Source organism: Flavobacterium haoranii, from assembly GCF_009363055.1.
In the GTDB taxonomy this organism is placed as follows: domain Bacteria; phylum Bacteroidota; class Bacteroidia; order Flavobacteriales; family Flavobacteriaceae; genus Flavobacterium; species Flavobacterium haoranii.
Genome location: NZ_CP045292.1, coordinates 2,801,903 through 2,816,905, shown reverse-complemented (window position 1 = coordinate 2,816,905; position 15,003 = coordinate 2,801,903). Strand labels below are relative to the sequence as shown.

Below are 15,003 nucleotides of genomic sequence, written 5' to 3'. Positions count from 1 at the left end.
AAATTTAATTTTTTATGTTTTTTATAATCTTTTTTATCCCTTTTGGCTCAATTGGTTCATCATGATAACCTTCACCATACGCGCCATAGCCGTAACCATAACCGTAATGTGCCTTATTTGTAAAACCATTAAAATTATACTAATATTATGCAATTCACCTCGTTTGTGCTTTTCATTAACAACACTTAACATTCCTTTTTTGGTAAAGCCTTGACGAGTAACATATAATGTGGCATCACAAAAATGAGCTAATTCCAATGCATCAGAAACTAAACCTACTGGTGGTGTATCTAGCACAATATAATCGTATTTGGTTTTTAATTCCTCTATCATTTCTGCCATAGCTTCACTCATTAATAATTCGGAAGGATTTGGAGGAATTGGTCCAGATGGAATTACATCTAAATTAGGAATATGTGTTTTTTGAATTACCTCATCAATAGTTTTTTGACCGATTAAATAGTTTACTACACCCGTAACATTATCGATATTGAAGTCACCAAATATTTTAGGTTTTCTTAAATCAAGACCCACGATAACTGTTTTCTTTTCACTCAAAGCAAAAACTGTCGCTAAATTTATAGAACAAAACGTTTTACCTTCACCACTAACAGAAGATGTAAGCATCAAAATTTTTGCTCCTTCTTTTTGTTGTTTTTTATACATAAACTGTAAAGAAGAACGAATTGCTCTAAAAGATTCAGCAAGCGGAGACTTCGGTTTTTCAAAAACGGATAAATTATTTTCTGTATTTTTCTTACCAATAACTCCAATTAATGGAATTTTGGTTAGTTTTTGAATATCGTCAGTTGTATTGATACTATTATCTAACAATATGATAACAAAAATCACTAACAATGGAACTAAAAAGCCCAACATTGCCGCTAAAATATAATTAATACTAGTTTTTGGACCTCGTAAACCACCACCAACATCTTTAGCTCGATCTAAGAAACTAATATCTGAAATATTAGCTGCTTTTACAATTTCAGCTTCACTTCTTTTCTCTAAAAAAGTGCTGTAAATTTTATCTTTTAAATTATATTTTCTTGTGATTTTAATATGCTCTTGCTTATTTTCAGGGAGTAAGCTTGCTTCACCTTCTGCTTTTGCAATATTTCTGTTGATTAAAGATAAATCTAAATTCAGAGCGCTTTTTGCACTAGCAATATTTTCTAGCAATACTTTCTTTATCGATTCCATTTCAACATCGAAATCAGAAAATAATTTTTTATTCTTAACAGAATACGACATATTTGCTCTTTCTGCTGAAAGCTGGATTAACTTTGAAATATTCCCTATAACATTTGGATCGTCTATTCCGGCAACTGTAGGAGCAGGTAATTTTGAATAATCAGTAGTTTTTTCTAAATAATTTTTAAGCAAATTATAGTATGCAATTTTTCTATTAATTGCATCTTTTTCTACATCATAACCAGACAACTTAGCACTCAAAAGTCCACTACCTCCTTCTTCTTCAAGTTCAAATATATTTTTACCTCTTCTAAATTCTTTCAATTCATTTTCGGCTTCTTTGATTTGATCTTCCATTTCTTTCAAAGTACTATCTATGAATCGAATTGTATTATTCGCAAACTGATTTTTACTATCAAATTGAATTTTTCTTAATACATCAACTGTAGTATTCAAATATTCAACCAATCGATACTTATTAGAACCTTCCATTTGCAATCTAACAACGGATAACGCTTTTGCATCAGCACTAACATCAATTCCTTTATACGCAGCTACAGTTCCATTGAAATCATCAAATCTTACGTAATATTCTTGATTTGCATATTCTAACGCATCAGGTTTAATGATAACTTTTAAATTTAGAAAAGGTAAATCTACTTCTTCATTAATTTTAAAAACTTTTTTAAACTCACCTGCAGAAACATTTACAGGTTTAAAAGATAAATCTGAATATTGAATTACTTGTGTTGATGTTGATTCAGCAAAATCGACACTTAATTCATACTGAGAAGGTGACAGAAATTTAATTTTTATTAATTGCCCAAAAAGTTGTCCTTTATTTTTATCAATTTCTACATAAAAAGGCACTTCACCATAAACATCTTGATAAAAATATTCACCTTTTTTAAGATACTTTATATAGTATTGTAATTTATCAACAACAATTTCGTTATGAGAACGTGATTTTAAAGTCGTAATGATTGTCTGAACCTTGTCTGAAGTTCCACCCCAGTTAAAAATCAAACTTGTATTTGAAGTAAAGAAAGGGTTATTTTGATCTTCAACCACTATATGTGATTCCATCCCATAAATCTTTTCTTTACGGATATTTACATTATAAGCATATACAAAAGTTAAAATCAATGATAATACAAACCACTTCCAATAACCAAGTATTTTTAAAAGGAATCCTTTAAAATCAAATGAATTTTGTGATTCAAAAAAATTAAAATCTTTAGTATCTAGCATTTCAATTACAATGTTTTAGACAAAACTAATAATGTTGTAATTAAAGAAATTGCAGTCATAATAGTTGCCACTGACTGTACTCCTGTAACTCCTGTACGCCAAGTTTTTTGTTTCAATGGCTTAACAATGATGTAATCATTTGGCTGAATGTAAAAAAACGGAGAATTCATAGCACTTTCCTTTGTCAAATCGATACTATAGGTTTAAAAACCGTGAGCAAACTTTCTAATAATTTGTACTTCTTTTCGATTTCCAGTTGTAGTTATATCACCTGAATTTGCAATAGCTTCCATTATAGTTGCTCTATCTTGGTACAATACATTAGTCCCAGGGCTTCCAATTTCTCCATTAATTGTATATCTTAAACCTGCCAATTTAAAGGTAACAAAAATATTTGCATCTTTTTTAAAGTATTCTTCAAGCAATTGCTTTTCAACTTTTTGCCTTACCTCATCTGCAGTATATCCTAAAACATTTACTTCGCCTAGTATTGGCACACGAATATTTCCGTGATCATCAACTGTATATCCTTGAAAAAACAAAGTTTGAGGTGATGTTTGATTTTGACTTGTTGACTGAGAAACTGAAAACATCTCAACCAATTTTTGATCCAAAGCTTTTATATTAATACTTAAGATATCATTAGTCTGTATTCTATAAGGCTTAGAAACTTCTTGAGACACCTTTATAGAATCTGATTTTGAAGTTTGATTTGACTGCAAATATGTTAAGTCTTTAGTAGAAATACAAGATGTAAACAATACTGCAATTATGGATAAAAAAAATATTTTTTTCATGTAAAATCTATACTTATTTTGAATGCTTTCCCATTTTTAAAATCAAAAATGCAAAGCATACTAAATTAGATAACAAATATAGTTTTTACAATTAAAAAAACGAACTTATTACTAATTTTTGATTAAAATTTTATCAATATGGTTTGATTGAAGTTTCAAATGGAATTCTATTAAGCAAACTTCTGCCTAAGGTAACTTCATCGGCATATTCCAATTCATCTCCAACAGCTATTCCTCTTGCTATTGTAGAAGTTTTAACATTATAATCTTTAATCTGTTTATAGATATAAAAATTAGTTGTGTCACCTTCCATAGTAGAACTCAAAGCGAAAATAACTTCTTGGACATTTCCTGAAGCTACTTTTTCTTCCAATGTTTTTATATTTAACTGACTTGGACCAACACCTTCAATTGGATTAATTTTTCCACCAAGTACATGATAAACTCCTTTAAAAATACCTGTGTTTTCAATTGCCATTACATCACGAACATCTTCTACCACACAAACCAATGATTGTTCTCTTGAAACATTTGAACAAATATCACAAATCTCTAAATCGGAAATATTATGACAACTTTTACAATATTGTATTTTATTTCGCAATACCAAAAGTGAATTTGCTAAATCATTTGTTTGTTCTTGTGGTTGCTTTAATAAATGCAAAACTAAACGCAAAGCAGTACGCTTACCTATACCAGGTAATTGCGAAATTTCGTTTACAGCATTTTCTAAAAGTTTAGAAGGTAATTCCATAACTGCAAAAATACAAAAGTCTAATTTTAGATAAGTATTTATTCTTTTATATTTGCTAAAATTAATCGATATGCAACCTACTACCATTTTATTTTTAATACTCGCCTATTTTTCTGTTTTAATACTGTTTTCCTACTTTACTGGAAGAAACGAAACCAGTAACAACAATTCGTTTTTTAAGGCAAACAAACAATCACCATGGTATTTAGTTGCATTTGGAATGATTGGTGCTTCGCTATCTGGAGTCACTTTTATTTCAGTTCCAGGAAAAGTTGAAACTTCTCAGTTTGTATATTTTCAATTAGTTTTAGGTTACATTTTAGGATATTTTGTAATTGGAACAGTTTTACTTCCGCTATATTACAAATTAAACTTAACTACAATTTATACTTATTTGAAAGATAGATTTGGGAACTATTCATATAAAACCGGAGCTTGGTTCTTTTTAATTTCAAGAACCGTTGGTTCCAACTTAAGATTATTATTAGTTGCCAATGTTTTACAAACCTTAGTTTTCGATCCGTTAAACATCCCTTACTGGGTTACCGTAACGGCAACTATCTTATTAATTTGGTTATACACTTTTAAATCGGGAATAAAAACTATTATTTGGACCGATACTTTACAAACTCTTTTTATGCTAGTTTCAGTAGGAATTTGTATTTATGTAGTTTCAGCAGATTTAGGAATTTCTATATCGAATTTTTCAGATTATTTAGCGGAAAGTTCATTTTCTAAAACATTCTTTTTTGAAGAAGTGAGTTCACCCAAATATTTTTGGAAACAGTTTCTTTCAGGTGCTTTTATTGCCATTGTTATGACAGGACTTGATCAAGATATGATGCAAAAAAACTTAACATGTAGAAGTTTAAAAGATGCTCAAAAAAACATGTTTTGGTTTACCATAGTTTTAACCATTGTGAATTTCTTTTTCCTAGTAATGGGATTGTTATTTACAGAATATGCTGCAAAAAATGGTATTGACGCACATGGAGATAATTTATTTCCAATTTTAGCCAATCATCATTTAGGAATTGTAGTTGCTTTTAGTTTTATACTAGGACTTATTGCAGCCGCTTATTCTAGTGCCGATAGTTCTTTAACTTCTTTAACTACATGTTTTTGTGTAGATATTTTAGACATAGAATCTAAACATAGTGAAGCAAAACAAATACAAATAAGAAAGCGTATTCATTTCTCATTTGTAATTATTTCTATACTTGTTATTTTATTTTTCAAATATGGTTTTGAAGACAAAAGTATTATTGACAAAGTATTAAAATATGCTGGTTTTACTTATGGACCTTTATTAGGTTTATTTGCTTTTGGTTTATTTACAAAATGGCAAATTAAAGATAAACTTTCGCCAATCATTGCTCTTAGTGCTGTTGCAATTTCATTACTTCTAAACGCTAAAAGCAACGACTGGTTTGGGTTTGATTTTGGTTTTGAAATACTAATTGTAAACGGAATTTTAACTTTCTTAGGTTTAGTATTGATTCGTAGCCAAAAGAACTAACGTACAGGCAATTTCGTACTCAATTCCGTTTTCCATTAAAATTGTATAAAATTCAGGGTTTTCAGTTCCAGGATTAAAGATCACACGTCTTGGTTTTAACGATATAATGTAATCGTAATATTCGCGCTGATGAATTGGGTTTAAATATAAAGTTACCGTATCTATTCCATGATAAGGCATTTTTTCAGTTTCAATAGGTACATCTAAAGCCATTCCTTGTTTTGAACCAATAGCAACAACTTGATGACTTTTTCCTATCAAATTATGAATCGCTTTATAAGAATAGCGTTCTTTATTTGTTGTGGCACCTAATACTAATGTTTTCATCTTTTAAATTGTTTTCATAAAATTAATAAAAAAAATGAGTGATTGATAACTTTGAAATAACTTTATTTTAAATTTATAATTTCAATTAAAGATTTAATTTTGTAAAAAAATTCTATGGATACTTTTATTTATTTGTTCGCCGCACTTTTTTCGGTTTTAAATCCTTTAGGAACCATTCCTATTTTTGTTGGATTAACATCTGATTACACCAAAAAGAAAGAGCTATTGTTTCTTTAAAAACATCACTAAATGTTTTTATTATTTTAGTTATATCGTTCTTTTTAGGACAATATGTTTTGAGTTTCTTTGGAATAACAATTACCGCTTTACGTATTGCAGGTGGACTTATAATTACGAGTTCAGGATTTGGTTTATTAAACGGTCAGTTTAGTAAAAATAAAGGAATTAATAAAAAAGTAAGAAAAGAAGTAGAGGAAAGACATCATATTGCTCTTACTCCACTTGCAATGCCCATGCTAGCAGGGCCTGGTTCAATTTCATTATTAATTGCTTATTACCAAGATCACAACACAACATTAGAAATCATCGCTTCAAGTTTTGCTATTTTAGCAATTGCTATTGCAATTTATGCCATTTTGAGAAGCGGACATTATTTGGCAAGGATTTTAGGTTCTTCTGGAATTGTTGCAATTTCCAGAGTCATCGGGTTTCTTACCATTGCGATAGGAATTCAATACATTATAAGTGCTATTGTAAGTATTATTAACGAAATATAAACCATAAAAAAATCCCGAAAAATCGGGATTTTTTATTCTACAAAACCAACTGCAACAGTATTATTTGTTTGTTGGTCAATTAATATAAACGATCCATTCGATTTATTTTCATCATATCGATCAACAAAAAGTGGATTGGCTAATTTTATTTTTACAGTCGCAATATCATTTAATTTAATCTCATTTACTGAATGATTTCCTAAAGGAGATTCAGGTTGAATTGAATTTATAACTTCTTGTATTTTACAAACTTGAATTCTCGAACCAGATTGAATTAAATATTTTAATAACGGATTCATTGGCTTCTCATCTAACCAAACTATTTTAGATTGTAATTCTTTTTCGAATAGAAATTCATCATTTTCTTTAACAAACATCATTCCTCTACTAATATCAATATCATCTTGTAATCTAATTTGAATAGAATCACCTTTTATAGCTTCTTCTAAAACAGTTTCAAATTTTCTAATCTCAATAATTTTAGATTTTTTTTCTGAAGGCAAAACAATAACAGAATCACCAACTTTAATCTTCCCTGAACTAATTTTCCCAGCATATGATCTATAATCTACAAACTCGTCATTTTGTACATGAAAAACTTGTTGAACATCCATTCTAAAATCGCAATTTTCATTTTCACTTTTACTAAAATTATGTAAAATATTAGATAATGTATCTCCTTTGTACCAATTCATGTTTTTTGTAGGAAAAACGACATTATCTCCTTTTAACGAACTAATTGGAACTATAGAAATTTTTTGTTTAAATCCTTCGAGTTTATTGGTCATTTTTTCAATATCTGAGGCGATTTTCAAAAAAACATCTTCGCTAAAATCGACTAAATCCATTTTATTTACACAAAAAACTATCGATTCTAATCGCAATAAATGACTGATAAAAAAATGTCTATACGTTTGCTCTAACAAACCTTTTCTCGCGTCGATTAAAACAATAGAAACTTCAGAATTTGAAGCTCCTGTAACCATATTTCGCGTATATTCAATATGACCTGGACTATCGGCTATAATAAACTTTCGAGTTTCTGTTGAAAAATAAATATGAGCAACATCAATTGTAATTCCTTGTTCTCTTTCAGCGATTAAACCATCTGTTATTACAGAGAAGTCTAAATCTTTTAATCCTTTTTCTGTTGTTTTTTTTCTAACTAACTCTTCTTGTTCTAAAGTAAGTGCATTACTATCATATAAAAATCGACCTATTAAGGTACTTTTTCCGTCATCTACACTTCCTGCTGTATTTATTTTTAGTAATTCCATAAATTAAAAATAACCTCCTTTTTTTCTTTGTTCTAAAGCTGCTTCAGAACGTTTATCATCAATTCTTGCTCCTCTTTCTGAAGATTTAGAGTTTTTATTTTCAAACATAATAGTATCAATTGAATTAGCTTCAGAATATAATGCTGCAGTACATGTCATATCGCCAACAGTTCTAAAACGAACTTGACCCATAACAATTTCATCAGTTTCAACTAAATTTAAATATTCTGAAAAAGCTAAAATTGCGCCATCACGTTTTACTAATTTTCTTTCGTGCGAAAAATATATGGAAGGTAACTCAAGATTTTCTCTTTTTATATAACTCCACACATCTTCTTCTGTCCAATTACTAATAGGAAAAGCTCTTACATTTTCTCCAAAATTGATTCTTCCATTTAAAATTGAAAACATCTCAGGTCGCTGTTTTTTAGCATCCCATTGTCCAAAATCATCTCGAACTGAAAATATTCGTTCTTTTGCTCTTGATTTTTCTTCATCTCTACGAGCACCGCCAATACAAGCGTCAAAACCAAATTCTTCTATAGCATCTAACAATGTAATAGTTTGCAATGCATTTCTACTTGCATATTTCCCAGTTTCTTCTTGAACCTTATTTTGATTAATACTATCTTGAACATAACGAACAATCAGCTCTACACCTAACTCATTAATTAACTTATCTCTAAATTCAATAGTTTCCGGGAAATTATGTCCGGTATCAATATGCATAAAAGCAAATGGAATTTTAGCAGGATAAAAAGCCTTTTGTGCTAAACGAGCTACAGTAATAGAATCTTTTCCTCCTGAAAACAATAACACAGGCTTTTGAAATTGCGCTACAATTTCACGTAAAATGTAGATACTTTCGTTTTCTAATTCATCTAAATGATTTCTCATTTTCATTTATTTAATTATTTTTACTTTCATGAAGATGCAAACCACATTCTTTTTTACCATCTTCCCACCACCAACGGCCAGCTCTAAAGTCTTCTCCTGGTTCCAAAGCTCTAGTACAAGGCGCACAACCAATACTTAGGAAACCTTTTTTATACAAACTATTTATTGGAATATTAAACTCATTTATTTCTGCTTCAACATCTTTTAAAGTATAATGCAACAATGGGTTGAATTTAACCAATTGATGATCTTCATCCCATTCTAAAAACTGCATACTTTCTCTATTAGCAGATTGTTCAGCACGTAAACCTGTAATCCAAACAGAAGCACCTTTTAAAGCTCTATTCAAAGGTTTTACCTTTCGAATAAAACAACATTGTTTACGCTCTTCAATGCTATTATAAAAACCATTTACACCAGATTTTTGATAATATTCTTGAATATCAGCTTCTTCCGGATAATAAGTTTTTATAGTTAAATTAGGATACTTACTTTGTGTTTTTTGAAAAACTTCATAAGTTTCATTAAACTGGCGACCAGTATCTAAAGTAAAAACTTCAACTTTATTATGAAAAGGATTTAAATAATGTGTTAAAACTTGATCTTCAATTCCGAATGAAGTAGAAAACACAACTCTTCCTTCTACATTTTTTAAAACTATATCTAAAATATTTTCTAATGAAATGTTATTTAATTTATCATTCCAATATTGCAAATTCTCTTTTGTTATCTTGTCCATCTATCCCAAACTTTTTCATGTATAAAATAAAGTACCATTTTTGTAAAAACCTCGAAACTGCCTATTGAAAACGCAATTTTTACACTTCCTGTCATAAAATAAGAAATTACCATTGTATCAATAGTCCCTAGTAAACGCCAGGTTACAGCTTTTAATGCTGAAATTTTAGTATTTCGACTAAATATTTCATTAGTTTTTTTTGAACGCAATATATCTAGTATCATACTCGTCTAAAAATTAATATGCAAATATACTATTAATCTATAGAATTAGTAGACTAATATTGTAAATTTTTTTATGTATTTGCTAAATCAAATAATGTCTTATTTTCTAAAATTACCAAGGCATTATCACGCACTTGAATCATCAATTTATTTAAAGCACATGTTTCTTCACTAGGACAATCTTCACATCTTTCATAAAAATTGATACTTACACAAGGTAACATGGCAATTGGTCCTTCTAAAACCCTAATTACACTTGCAACTTTTATTTCTTTCGAATCTTTAAGCAAATAATATCCTCCACCTTTTCCCATTTTAGAGCCTAAAATTCCGTTTTTTTTCAAATCTAATAAGATAGATTCTAGGAATTTTTGGATATTTTTTCTTTATCAGAAATTTCTGAAATCAATACGGGTGCTGATTTATCTTGCTTTGCAATATAAATCAGCGCTTTTAACCCATATTTTGTTTTTCTTGATAACATATTTATGCTTTTGGTAAAAATACTTCTGCCATCATACAACGAGCACTTCCACCGCCACAAGCTTCAATAATATCTAAACTAGCGTAAACAATTTTACAATGTTTTTCGATTTTAGTGACTTGATTTTTTGTTAAAGACTGATACGCTGCATTACTCATTACAAGAAAACGTTCATCATTTGCTCCGCGAACTTGCAACATATTCCCAGCAAAATTATTAACTTGAGCTTCTGTGATTAAAATAATTTCTTTTCCATTATTCTTCAAGCTTTCTAAAACCATTTTGCGCTCTGCTTTATCGTCAATGCAATCTGCACAAATAACTGCAAATGTTTCCGCAATACACATCATAACATTAGTATGATAAATATGTTTTCTTTCACCCTCTACTGTTTGAAATGCTTCAAAAATAATTGGATTATATTCAAAATCTTCACAAAATTCGATAAACAATTCTTCATCTGCTCTAGGAGATAAAGCACAATAAGCAATTTCATTTGCTCTATCCAAAATGATACTTCCTGTACCTTCTAGAAAAATATTATCTTCTTCAGCAGAAGTGTAATCCATTATTTCATTGATTTGAAATCCAGATTCTTCTAAGATATCTAAGACATCTTCTCTACGTTCTAAACGACGATTTTCGGCAAACATTGGATACAAAACAACATCACCAGTTTCATGAAAAGAAATCCAATTATTTGGAAAAATACTATCTGGCGTATCAGGATCTAAAGTATCGTCTACCACAACAACATTTACACCAACAGATCGTAATTTTTCAACATACGCATCAAATTCTGCCTGAGCTTTAGCATTAACTGTTGCTGGCGTTAAATTATCTAAAACTTTTTGGTAATAATTATTAACCGCAGTTTGTTCGTTCATTCGGAATGCAACCGGACGAATCATTAAAATAGTATTAGTTGTTTGATTCATTTTTTTATGTTTATGTTAATTGTTCATCGTTTTTAGTTTACTAACAATAAACCACAAACTCTAAACTACAAACTTTTTAATCTCTAATTAACGGTAATGTTGAACATCTTAAAAGTCCTTCTTGTTTTGCAATTTCAGCATACGGAATTTCTTCTACAGTAAATCCATTATCTCGTAACCAATTATTTAATCTTGTAAAGTTTTTTTCTGAAACTACAACATCAGGAGCAATAGAAAATACATTTGAATTCATGTGATACATTTCTTCTCTTTCGATATGAAATAAATTTTCTTTACCAAATAAATCTACTAAATACATATAATCTGCTTCTTCACGGAAGCCACTTTTATAAATAATTCCTTTATTTGTACCAACTGGCTGAAAACAACAATCTAAATGCAATGCATTATCGCGCGGTTCAATTTTAGATTTAACCAAATCAAATTCTTTTACAATTTTATTTGGAAACAATTCTTTCAAATAATTTACGCCATGCATGTTTGTTCGCGCAGTAATGTAATCTTTATAATCTGAACCTTTATAAGTTCCCACAAAAATATGATCGTTCCATAACATTACATCTCCGCCTTCTACGTGAACTTCTTCTGGAGGACGAACAACTTTAAGCGGATCAATTTGATCAATTACATATTGAATAGCGTCTAATTCTCTTTCTCTATCTGGTAAGATATTCGCTTTAATAAAAATATCATCAATTACGAAACCAATATCCCGAGAAAAAATTTGGTTATAATTTTCAATTACTTCGGGACGAAAAACTTGAACATTATATTTTTGAAACACTTGATTAAAAGCTTCCATTTCTTTCACCATATCTTCCTCAACAGGATAAGTTCCTGCTTTAATATGTTCTAATGATTTTGGATCATATGCTCCATCTATTGTAGGTGTAGGTCCATTACTTACAGCAGTACCTAAAACTACAGCACATAATCTAGATGTTTCATCTTTTATATTTAACTGTAACATAAAGTTTGGTTTAGTTTTCTAGTTTGATTTGTAGCAAAGATAGAAAAATAGCACTACTAGAAAAAAAGAGTTATAAACAAAAAAATCCCGATTTCTCGGGATTTTTATTATCTATCTTTTACTTCTTTGAAAGCTCTAAGTGGAGAACCAGTGTATACTTGACGAGGACGTCCGATTGGTTCTTTATTTAAACGCATTTCTTTCCATTGCGCAATCCAACCTGGTAAACGACCAATAGCAAATAACACTGTAAACATTTCAACAGGAATTCCCATAGCACGGTAAATAATTCCAGAATAGAAATCTACGTTTGGATATAAATTTCTTGCTTTGAAATATTCATCTTCTAAAGCTACTTTTTCTAATTGCTTAGCAATATCTAATAATGGATCATCAACACCTAAAGCAGTTAAAACATCATCAGCAGCTTTTTTAATAATCGTTGCTCTTGGATCGAAGTTTTTGTAAACTCTGTGTCCGAATCCCATTAAACGGAATGGATCGTCTTTATCTTTTGCTTTTAAAACGAATTTAGCAACATCACCACCATTATCATGAATTTCTTGTAACATTTCTAACACCGCTTGGTTAGCACCACCATGTAATGGACCCCAAAGTGCAGAAACACCTGCAGAAATAGAAGCAAATAAACCAGCATGAGAAGAACCAACAATCCTTACAGTAGAAGTAGAACAGTTTTGTTCATGATCAGCATGAAGAATGAATAATTTATCTAATGCACTAACAACTTTTGCATCTGCCTTGTAAGGACCTGTTGGTAATTCAAACATTAAACGCATGAAATTCTCTACATAGCCTTTAGTGTTATCATAATAATTTAATGGATAACCCATTCTTTTTCTATAAGTCCAAGTTGCAATAACTAAGAATTTACCCATAGTTTTACAAACTGCCTCATACATTTCTTTTTCATTATCAACATTAACAGATTTAGGATTAAAAGCAGTTAAAGCACTTGTTAACGAAGATAAGACACCCATTGGGTGAGCTGTCTTAGGAAAACCGTCAATGATATTTTTCATTTCTTCATGAACAAGTGTATACTTGCGAATATCATTTTCAAATTTCTCTAATTGAGCAGCCGTTGGTAATTCACCAAAAACTAATAAATAAGATACTTCTAAGAAGTTAGCTTTGTCAGCTAAATCTTCGATAGCATATCCTCTATAACGTAAAATTCCTTCTTCACCATCTAAGAAAGTAATTTCACTTTTACATGAACCTGTATTTTTGTAACCTGGATCAATTGTGATTGCTCCTGTTGCTCCACGCAACTTTTCAACATCGATAGCAACTTCATTTTCAGTTCCTAGAATTACAGGAAACTCAAACTTATTACCATCTAACTCTAATATTGCAGTTTTAGACATATATATTAATATTTTTTTATAATGAAACTCTGCGAATTTAATCAATTTCAATCGATTTCTAAAGAATTTAATATTATTTTATGCTTAATTATTATATATAAAAAAACCCAACACATTGATGTTGGGTTTTTTAAATTATTTCTATAAACTATTTCACTTTAAAAGCATTTACGCCGGGAAAATAAGCCACTTCAGCTAATTCTTCTTCAATTCTTAATAATTGATTGTATTTTGACATACGATCTGAACGTGAAGCTGAACCCGTTTTAATTTGTCCGCAGTTTAAAGCAACCGCTAAATCAGCAATCGTATTATCTTCAGTTTCTCCAGAACGATGAGACATTACAGAAGTATATCCAGCATTATGTGCCATATTTACCGCTGCAATAGTTTCAGTTAAAGTACCAATTTGATTTACTTTAATTAAGATTGAGTTCGCAATTCCTTCAGAAATACCTCTTGATAAACGTTCAACATTAGTCACATATAAATCATCTCCAACTAATTGCACTTTATCTCCAATTTTCTCAGTTAATAATTTCCAACCTGCCCAATCATCTTCGTACATTCCGTCTTCGATAGAAATAATAGGATATTTTGCTGCTAATTCAGCTAAGTATTCAGCTTGTTCAGCAGAAGTTCTTACTTTACCTGTTTCTCCTTCAAATTTTGTGTAATCATATTTACCGTCTACATAAAATTCTGAAGCGGCACAATCTAAAGCAACCATAACATCATCACCAAAAGTATAACCTGCTTTTTCCACAGCTAATTTGATAGAATCTAATGCATCTTCTGTCCCACCAGCTAAATTTGGTGCAAAACCACCTTCATCTCCAACTGCAGTTGATAAATTTCTATCGTGTAATACTTTTTTCAAGTTATGGAAAATTTCAGTTCCCATTTGCATAGCATGTGTGAACGATTTCGCTTTAACAGGCATAATCATAAATTCTTGAAACGCAATTGGAGCATCCGAATGCGAGCCACCATTGATGATATTCATCATTGGAACTGGCAATGTATTAGCAGAAACACCACCAACATAACGATATAAAGGCATTCCTAATTCGTTTGCTGCAGCTTTAGCCACTGCTAACGAAACACCTAAAATAGCATTCGCACCTAAGTTTGATTTATTTGCTGTACCGTCTAATTCGATCATAGCTTTATCAATTGCATTTTGACCAAAAACAGACATTCCAACAATTTCAGAAGCAATAGTAGTATTTACATTTTCAACTGCTTTTAAAACACCTTTACCCATGTAATTTTTACCACCATCTCTTAACTCAACTGCTTCATGCTCACCCGTTGAAGCTCCACTTGGAACCGCAGCTCTACCTAAAACTCCATTTTCAGTTACTACATCTACTTCAACTGTTGGATTTCCTCTAGAATCCAAAATCTGTCTTGCATGTACTTTTATAATAATGCTCATTTTTTTATAATTTTTTGTTATTAGTTTTGTGTTTTAAACAAA

General features: G+C 30.2%; 14 protein-coding genes and 2 pseudogenes. 2 read left to right on the top strand and 14 right to left on the bottom strand.

Annotated elements, in window-relative coordinates; translation table 11 throughout:
• Positions 1-33 precede the first annotated feature (33 nt).
• The 4 genes from GCU34_RS13315 to recR form a co-directional block, all read right to left on the bottom strand.
• Positions 34-2,445, bottom strand: coding sequence for a polysaccharide biosynthesis tyrosine autokinase (locus tag GCU34_RS13315; RefSeq protein WP_317040799.1), 2,412 nt, complete (start codon positions 2,443-2,445; stop codon positions 34-36).
• Positions 2,446-2,450: 5 nt separating this feature from the next.
• Positions 2,451-2,615 carry a hypothetical protein gene (locus tag GCU34_RS14325; RefSeq protein WP_317040800.1) on the bottom strand — a complete coding sequence of 55 codons (165 nt, stop codon included), beginning with the start codon at positions 2,613-2,615 and terminating at the stop codon, positions 2,451-2,453.
• A gap of 33 nt (positions 2,616-2,648) precedes the next feature.
• A complete protein-coding gene (locus GCU34_RS13310) occupies positions 2,649-3,242 on the bottom strand; it encodes a polysaccharide biosynthesis/export family protein (RefSeq protein ID WP_317040801.1) in 594 nt (197 codons plus the stop codon).
• Between the two features lie 133 nt (positions 3,243-3,375).
• Positions 3,376-3,996 carry a recombination mediator RecR gene (recR, locus tag GCU34_RS13305; protein WP_072781170.1) on the bottom strand — a complete coding sequence of 207 codons (621 nt, stop codon included), beginning with the start codon at positions 3,994-3,996 and terminating at the stop codon, positions 3,376-3,378.
• A gap of 70 nt (positions 3,997-4,066) precedes the next feature.
• Between recR and GCU34_RS13300 the strand changes: the two genes are divergently transcribed.
• Positions 4,067-5,515: a sodium:solute symporter gene (locus GCU34_RS13300; RefSeq protein WP_072781173.1), complete on the top strand. Its 1,449-nt coding sequence runs from the start codon at positions 4,067-4,069 to the stop codon at positions 5,513-5,515.
• Here GCU34_RS13300 and GCU34_RS13295 read toward each other — a convergent pair.
• Positions 5,486-5,842 carry a CoA-binding protein gene (locus GCU34_RS13295; protein ID WP_072781175.1) on the bottom strand — a complete coding sequence of 119 codons (357 nt, stop codon included), beginning with the start codon at positions 5,840-5,842 and terminating at the stop codon, positions 5,486-5,488. The two genes, GCU34_RS13300 and GCU34_RS13295, sit on opposite strands and share 30 nt — an antisense overlap.
• Before the next feature lie 114 nt (positions 5,843-5,956).
• Here GCU34_RS13295 and GCU34_RS13290 point away from each other — a divergent pair.
• A pseudogene (locus GCU34_RS13290) lies at positions 5,957-6,579 on the top strand (MarC family NAAT transporter).
• Between the two features lie 32 nt (positions 6,580-6,611).
• Here the strand turns inward: GCU34_RS13290 and GCU34_RS13285 are convergent.
• From GCU34_RS13285 to eno, 9 genes and pseudogenes are all read right to left on the bottom strand, one after another.
• On the bottom strand, positions 6,612-7,856 hold the full coding sequence (locus GCU34_RS13285) for a sulfate adenylyltransferase subunit 1 (RefSeq protein WP_072781180.1): 1,245 nt from the start codon (positions 7,854-7,856) through the stop codon (positions 6,612-6,614).
• Positions 7,857-7,859: 3 nt separating this feature from the next.
• On the bottom strand, positions 7,860-8,753 hold the full coding sequence (cysD, locus tag GCU34_RS13280) for a sulfate adenylyltransferase subunit CysD (protein WP_394332667.1): 894 nt from the start codon (positions 8,751-8,753) through the stop codon (positions 7,860-7,862).
• Between the two features lie 10 nt (positions 8,754-8,763).
• Positions 8,764-9,492, bottom strand: coding sequence for a phosphoadenylyl-sulfate reductase (locus GCU34_RS13275; RefSeq protein WP_072781186.1), 729 nt, complete (start codon positions 9,490-9,492; stop codon positions 8,764-8,766).
• Positions 9,480-9,716, bottom strand: a complete 237-nt coding sequence (locus GCU34_RS13270) for a DUF2061 domain-containing protein (RefSeq protein ID WP_072781189.1) — start codon at positions 9,714-9,716, stop codon at positions 9,480-9,482. The genes GCU34_RS13275 and GCU34_RS13270 overlap by 13 nt, the downstream gene beginning before the upstream one ends.
• A gap of 71 nt (positions 9,717-9,787) precedes the next feature.
• Positions 9,788-10,200 (bottom strand): annotated as a pseudogene (locus tag GCU34_RS13265) (RrF2 family transcriptional regulator).
• A gap of 2 nt (positions 10,201-10,202) precedes the next feature.
• Positions 10,203-11,138, bottom strand: coding sequence for a citrulline utilization hydrolase CtlX (ctlX, locus tag GCU34_RS13260; RefSeq protein ID WP_072781194.1), 936 nt, complete (start codon positions 11,136-11,138; stop codon positions 10,203-10,205).
• Positions 11,139-11,214: 76 nt separating this feature from the next.
• A complete protein-coding gene (locus GCU34_RS13255) occupies positions 11,215-12,129 on the bottom strand; it encodes a dimethylarginine dimethylaminohydrolase family protein (protein WP_072781196.1) in 915 nt (304 codons plus the stop codon).
• 107 nt (positions 12,130-12,236) lie between these two features.
• Entirely contained in the window at positions 12,237-13,520 is a 1,284-nt protein-coding gene (locus tag GCU34_RS13250; protein WP_072781199.1) for a citrate synthase, read from the bottom strand.
• 148 nt (positions 13,521-13,668) lie between these two features.
• On the bottom strand, positions 13,669-14,961 hold the full coding sequence (eno, locus tag GCU34_RS13245; RefSeq protein ID WP_072781202.1) for a phosphopyruvate hydratase: 1,293 nt from the start codon (positions 14,959-14,961) through the stop codon (positions 13,669-13,671).
• Positions 14,962-15,003: the final 42 nt, after the last annotated feature.

What these genes read in the sequence shown, in the direction of transcription:
- GCU34_RS13315 (WP_317040799.1), bottom strand. Translation starts at nt 2,445, where the DNA reads ATGCTAGATACTAAAGATTTTAATTTTTTTGAATCACAAAATTCATTT.
- GCU34_RS14325 (WP_317040800.1), bottom strand. Translation starts at nt 2,615, where the DNA reads ATGAATTCTCCGTTTTTTTACATTCAGCCAAATGATTACATCATTGTT.
- GCU34_RS13310 (WP_317040801.1), bottom strand. Translation starts at nt 3,242, where the DNA reads ATGAAAAAAATATTTTTTTTATCCATAATTGCAGTATTGTTTACATCT.
- recR (WP_072781170.1), bottom strand. Translation starts at nt 3,996, where the DNA reads ATGGAATTACCTTCTAAACTTTTAGAAAATGCTGTAAACGAAATTTCG.
- GCU34_RS13300 (WP_072781173.1), top strand. Translation starts at nt 4,067, where the DNA reads ATGCAACCTACTACCATTTTATTTTTAATACTCGCCTATTTTTCTGTT.
- GCU34_RS13295 (WP_072781175.1), bottom strand. Translation starts at nt 5,842, where the DNA reads ATGAAAACATTAGTATTAGGTGCCACAACAAATAAAGAACGCTATTCT.
- GCU34_RS13285 (WP_072781180.1), bottom strand. Translation starts at nt 7,856, where the DNA reads ATGGAATTACTAAAAATAAATACAGCAGGAAGTGTAGATGACGGAAAA.
- cysD (WP_394332667.1), bottom strand. Translation starts at nt 8,753, where the DNA reads ATGAGAAATCATTTAGATGAATTAGAAAACGAAAGTATCTACATTTTA.
- GCU34_RS13275 (WP_072781186.1), bottom strand. Translation starts at nt 9,492, where the DNA reads ATGGACAAGATAACAAAAGAGAATTTGCAATATTGGAATGATAAATTA.
- GCU34_RS13270 (WP_072781189.1), bottom strand. Translation starts at nt 9,716, where the DNA reads ATGATACTAGATATATTGCGTTCAAAAAAAACTAATGAAATATTTAGT.
- ctlX (WP_072781194.1), bottom strand. Translation starts at nt 11,138, where the DNA reads ATGAATCAAACAACTAATACTATTTTAATGATTCGTCCGGTTGCATTC.
- GCU34_RS13255 (WP_072781196.1), bottom strand. Translation starts at nt 12,129, where the DNA reads ATGTTACAGTTAAATATAAAAGATGAAACATCTAGATTATGTGCTGTA.
- GCU34_RS13250 (WP_072781199.1), bottom strand. Translation starts at nt 13,520, where the DNA reads ATGTCTAAAACTGCAATATTAGAGTTAGATGGTAATAAGTTTGAGTTT.
- eno (WP_072781202.1), bottom strand. Translation starts at nt 14,961, where the DNA reads ATGAGCATTATTATAAAAGTACATGCAAGACAGATTTTGGATTCTAGA.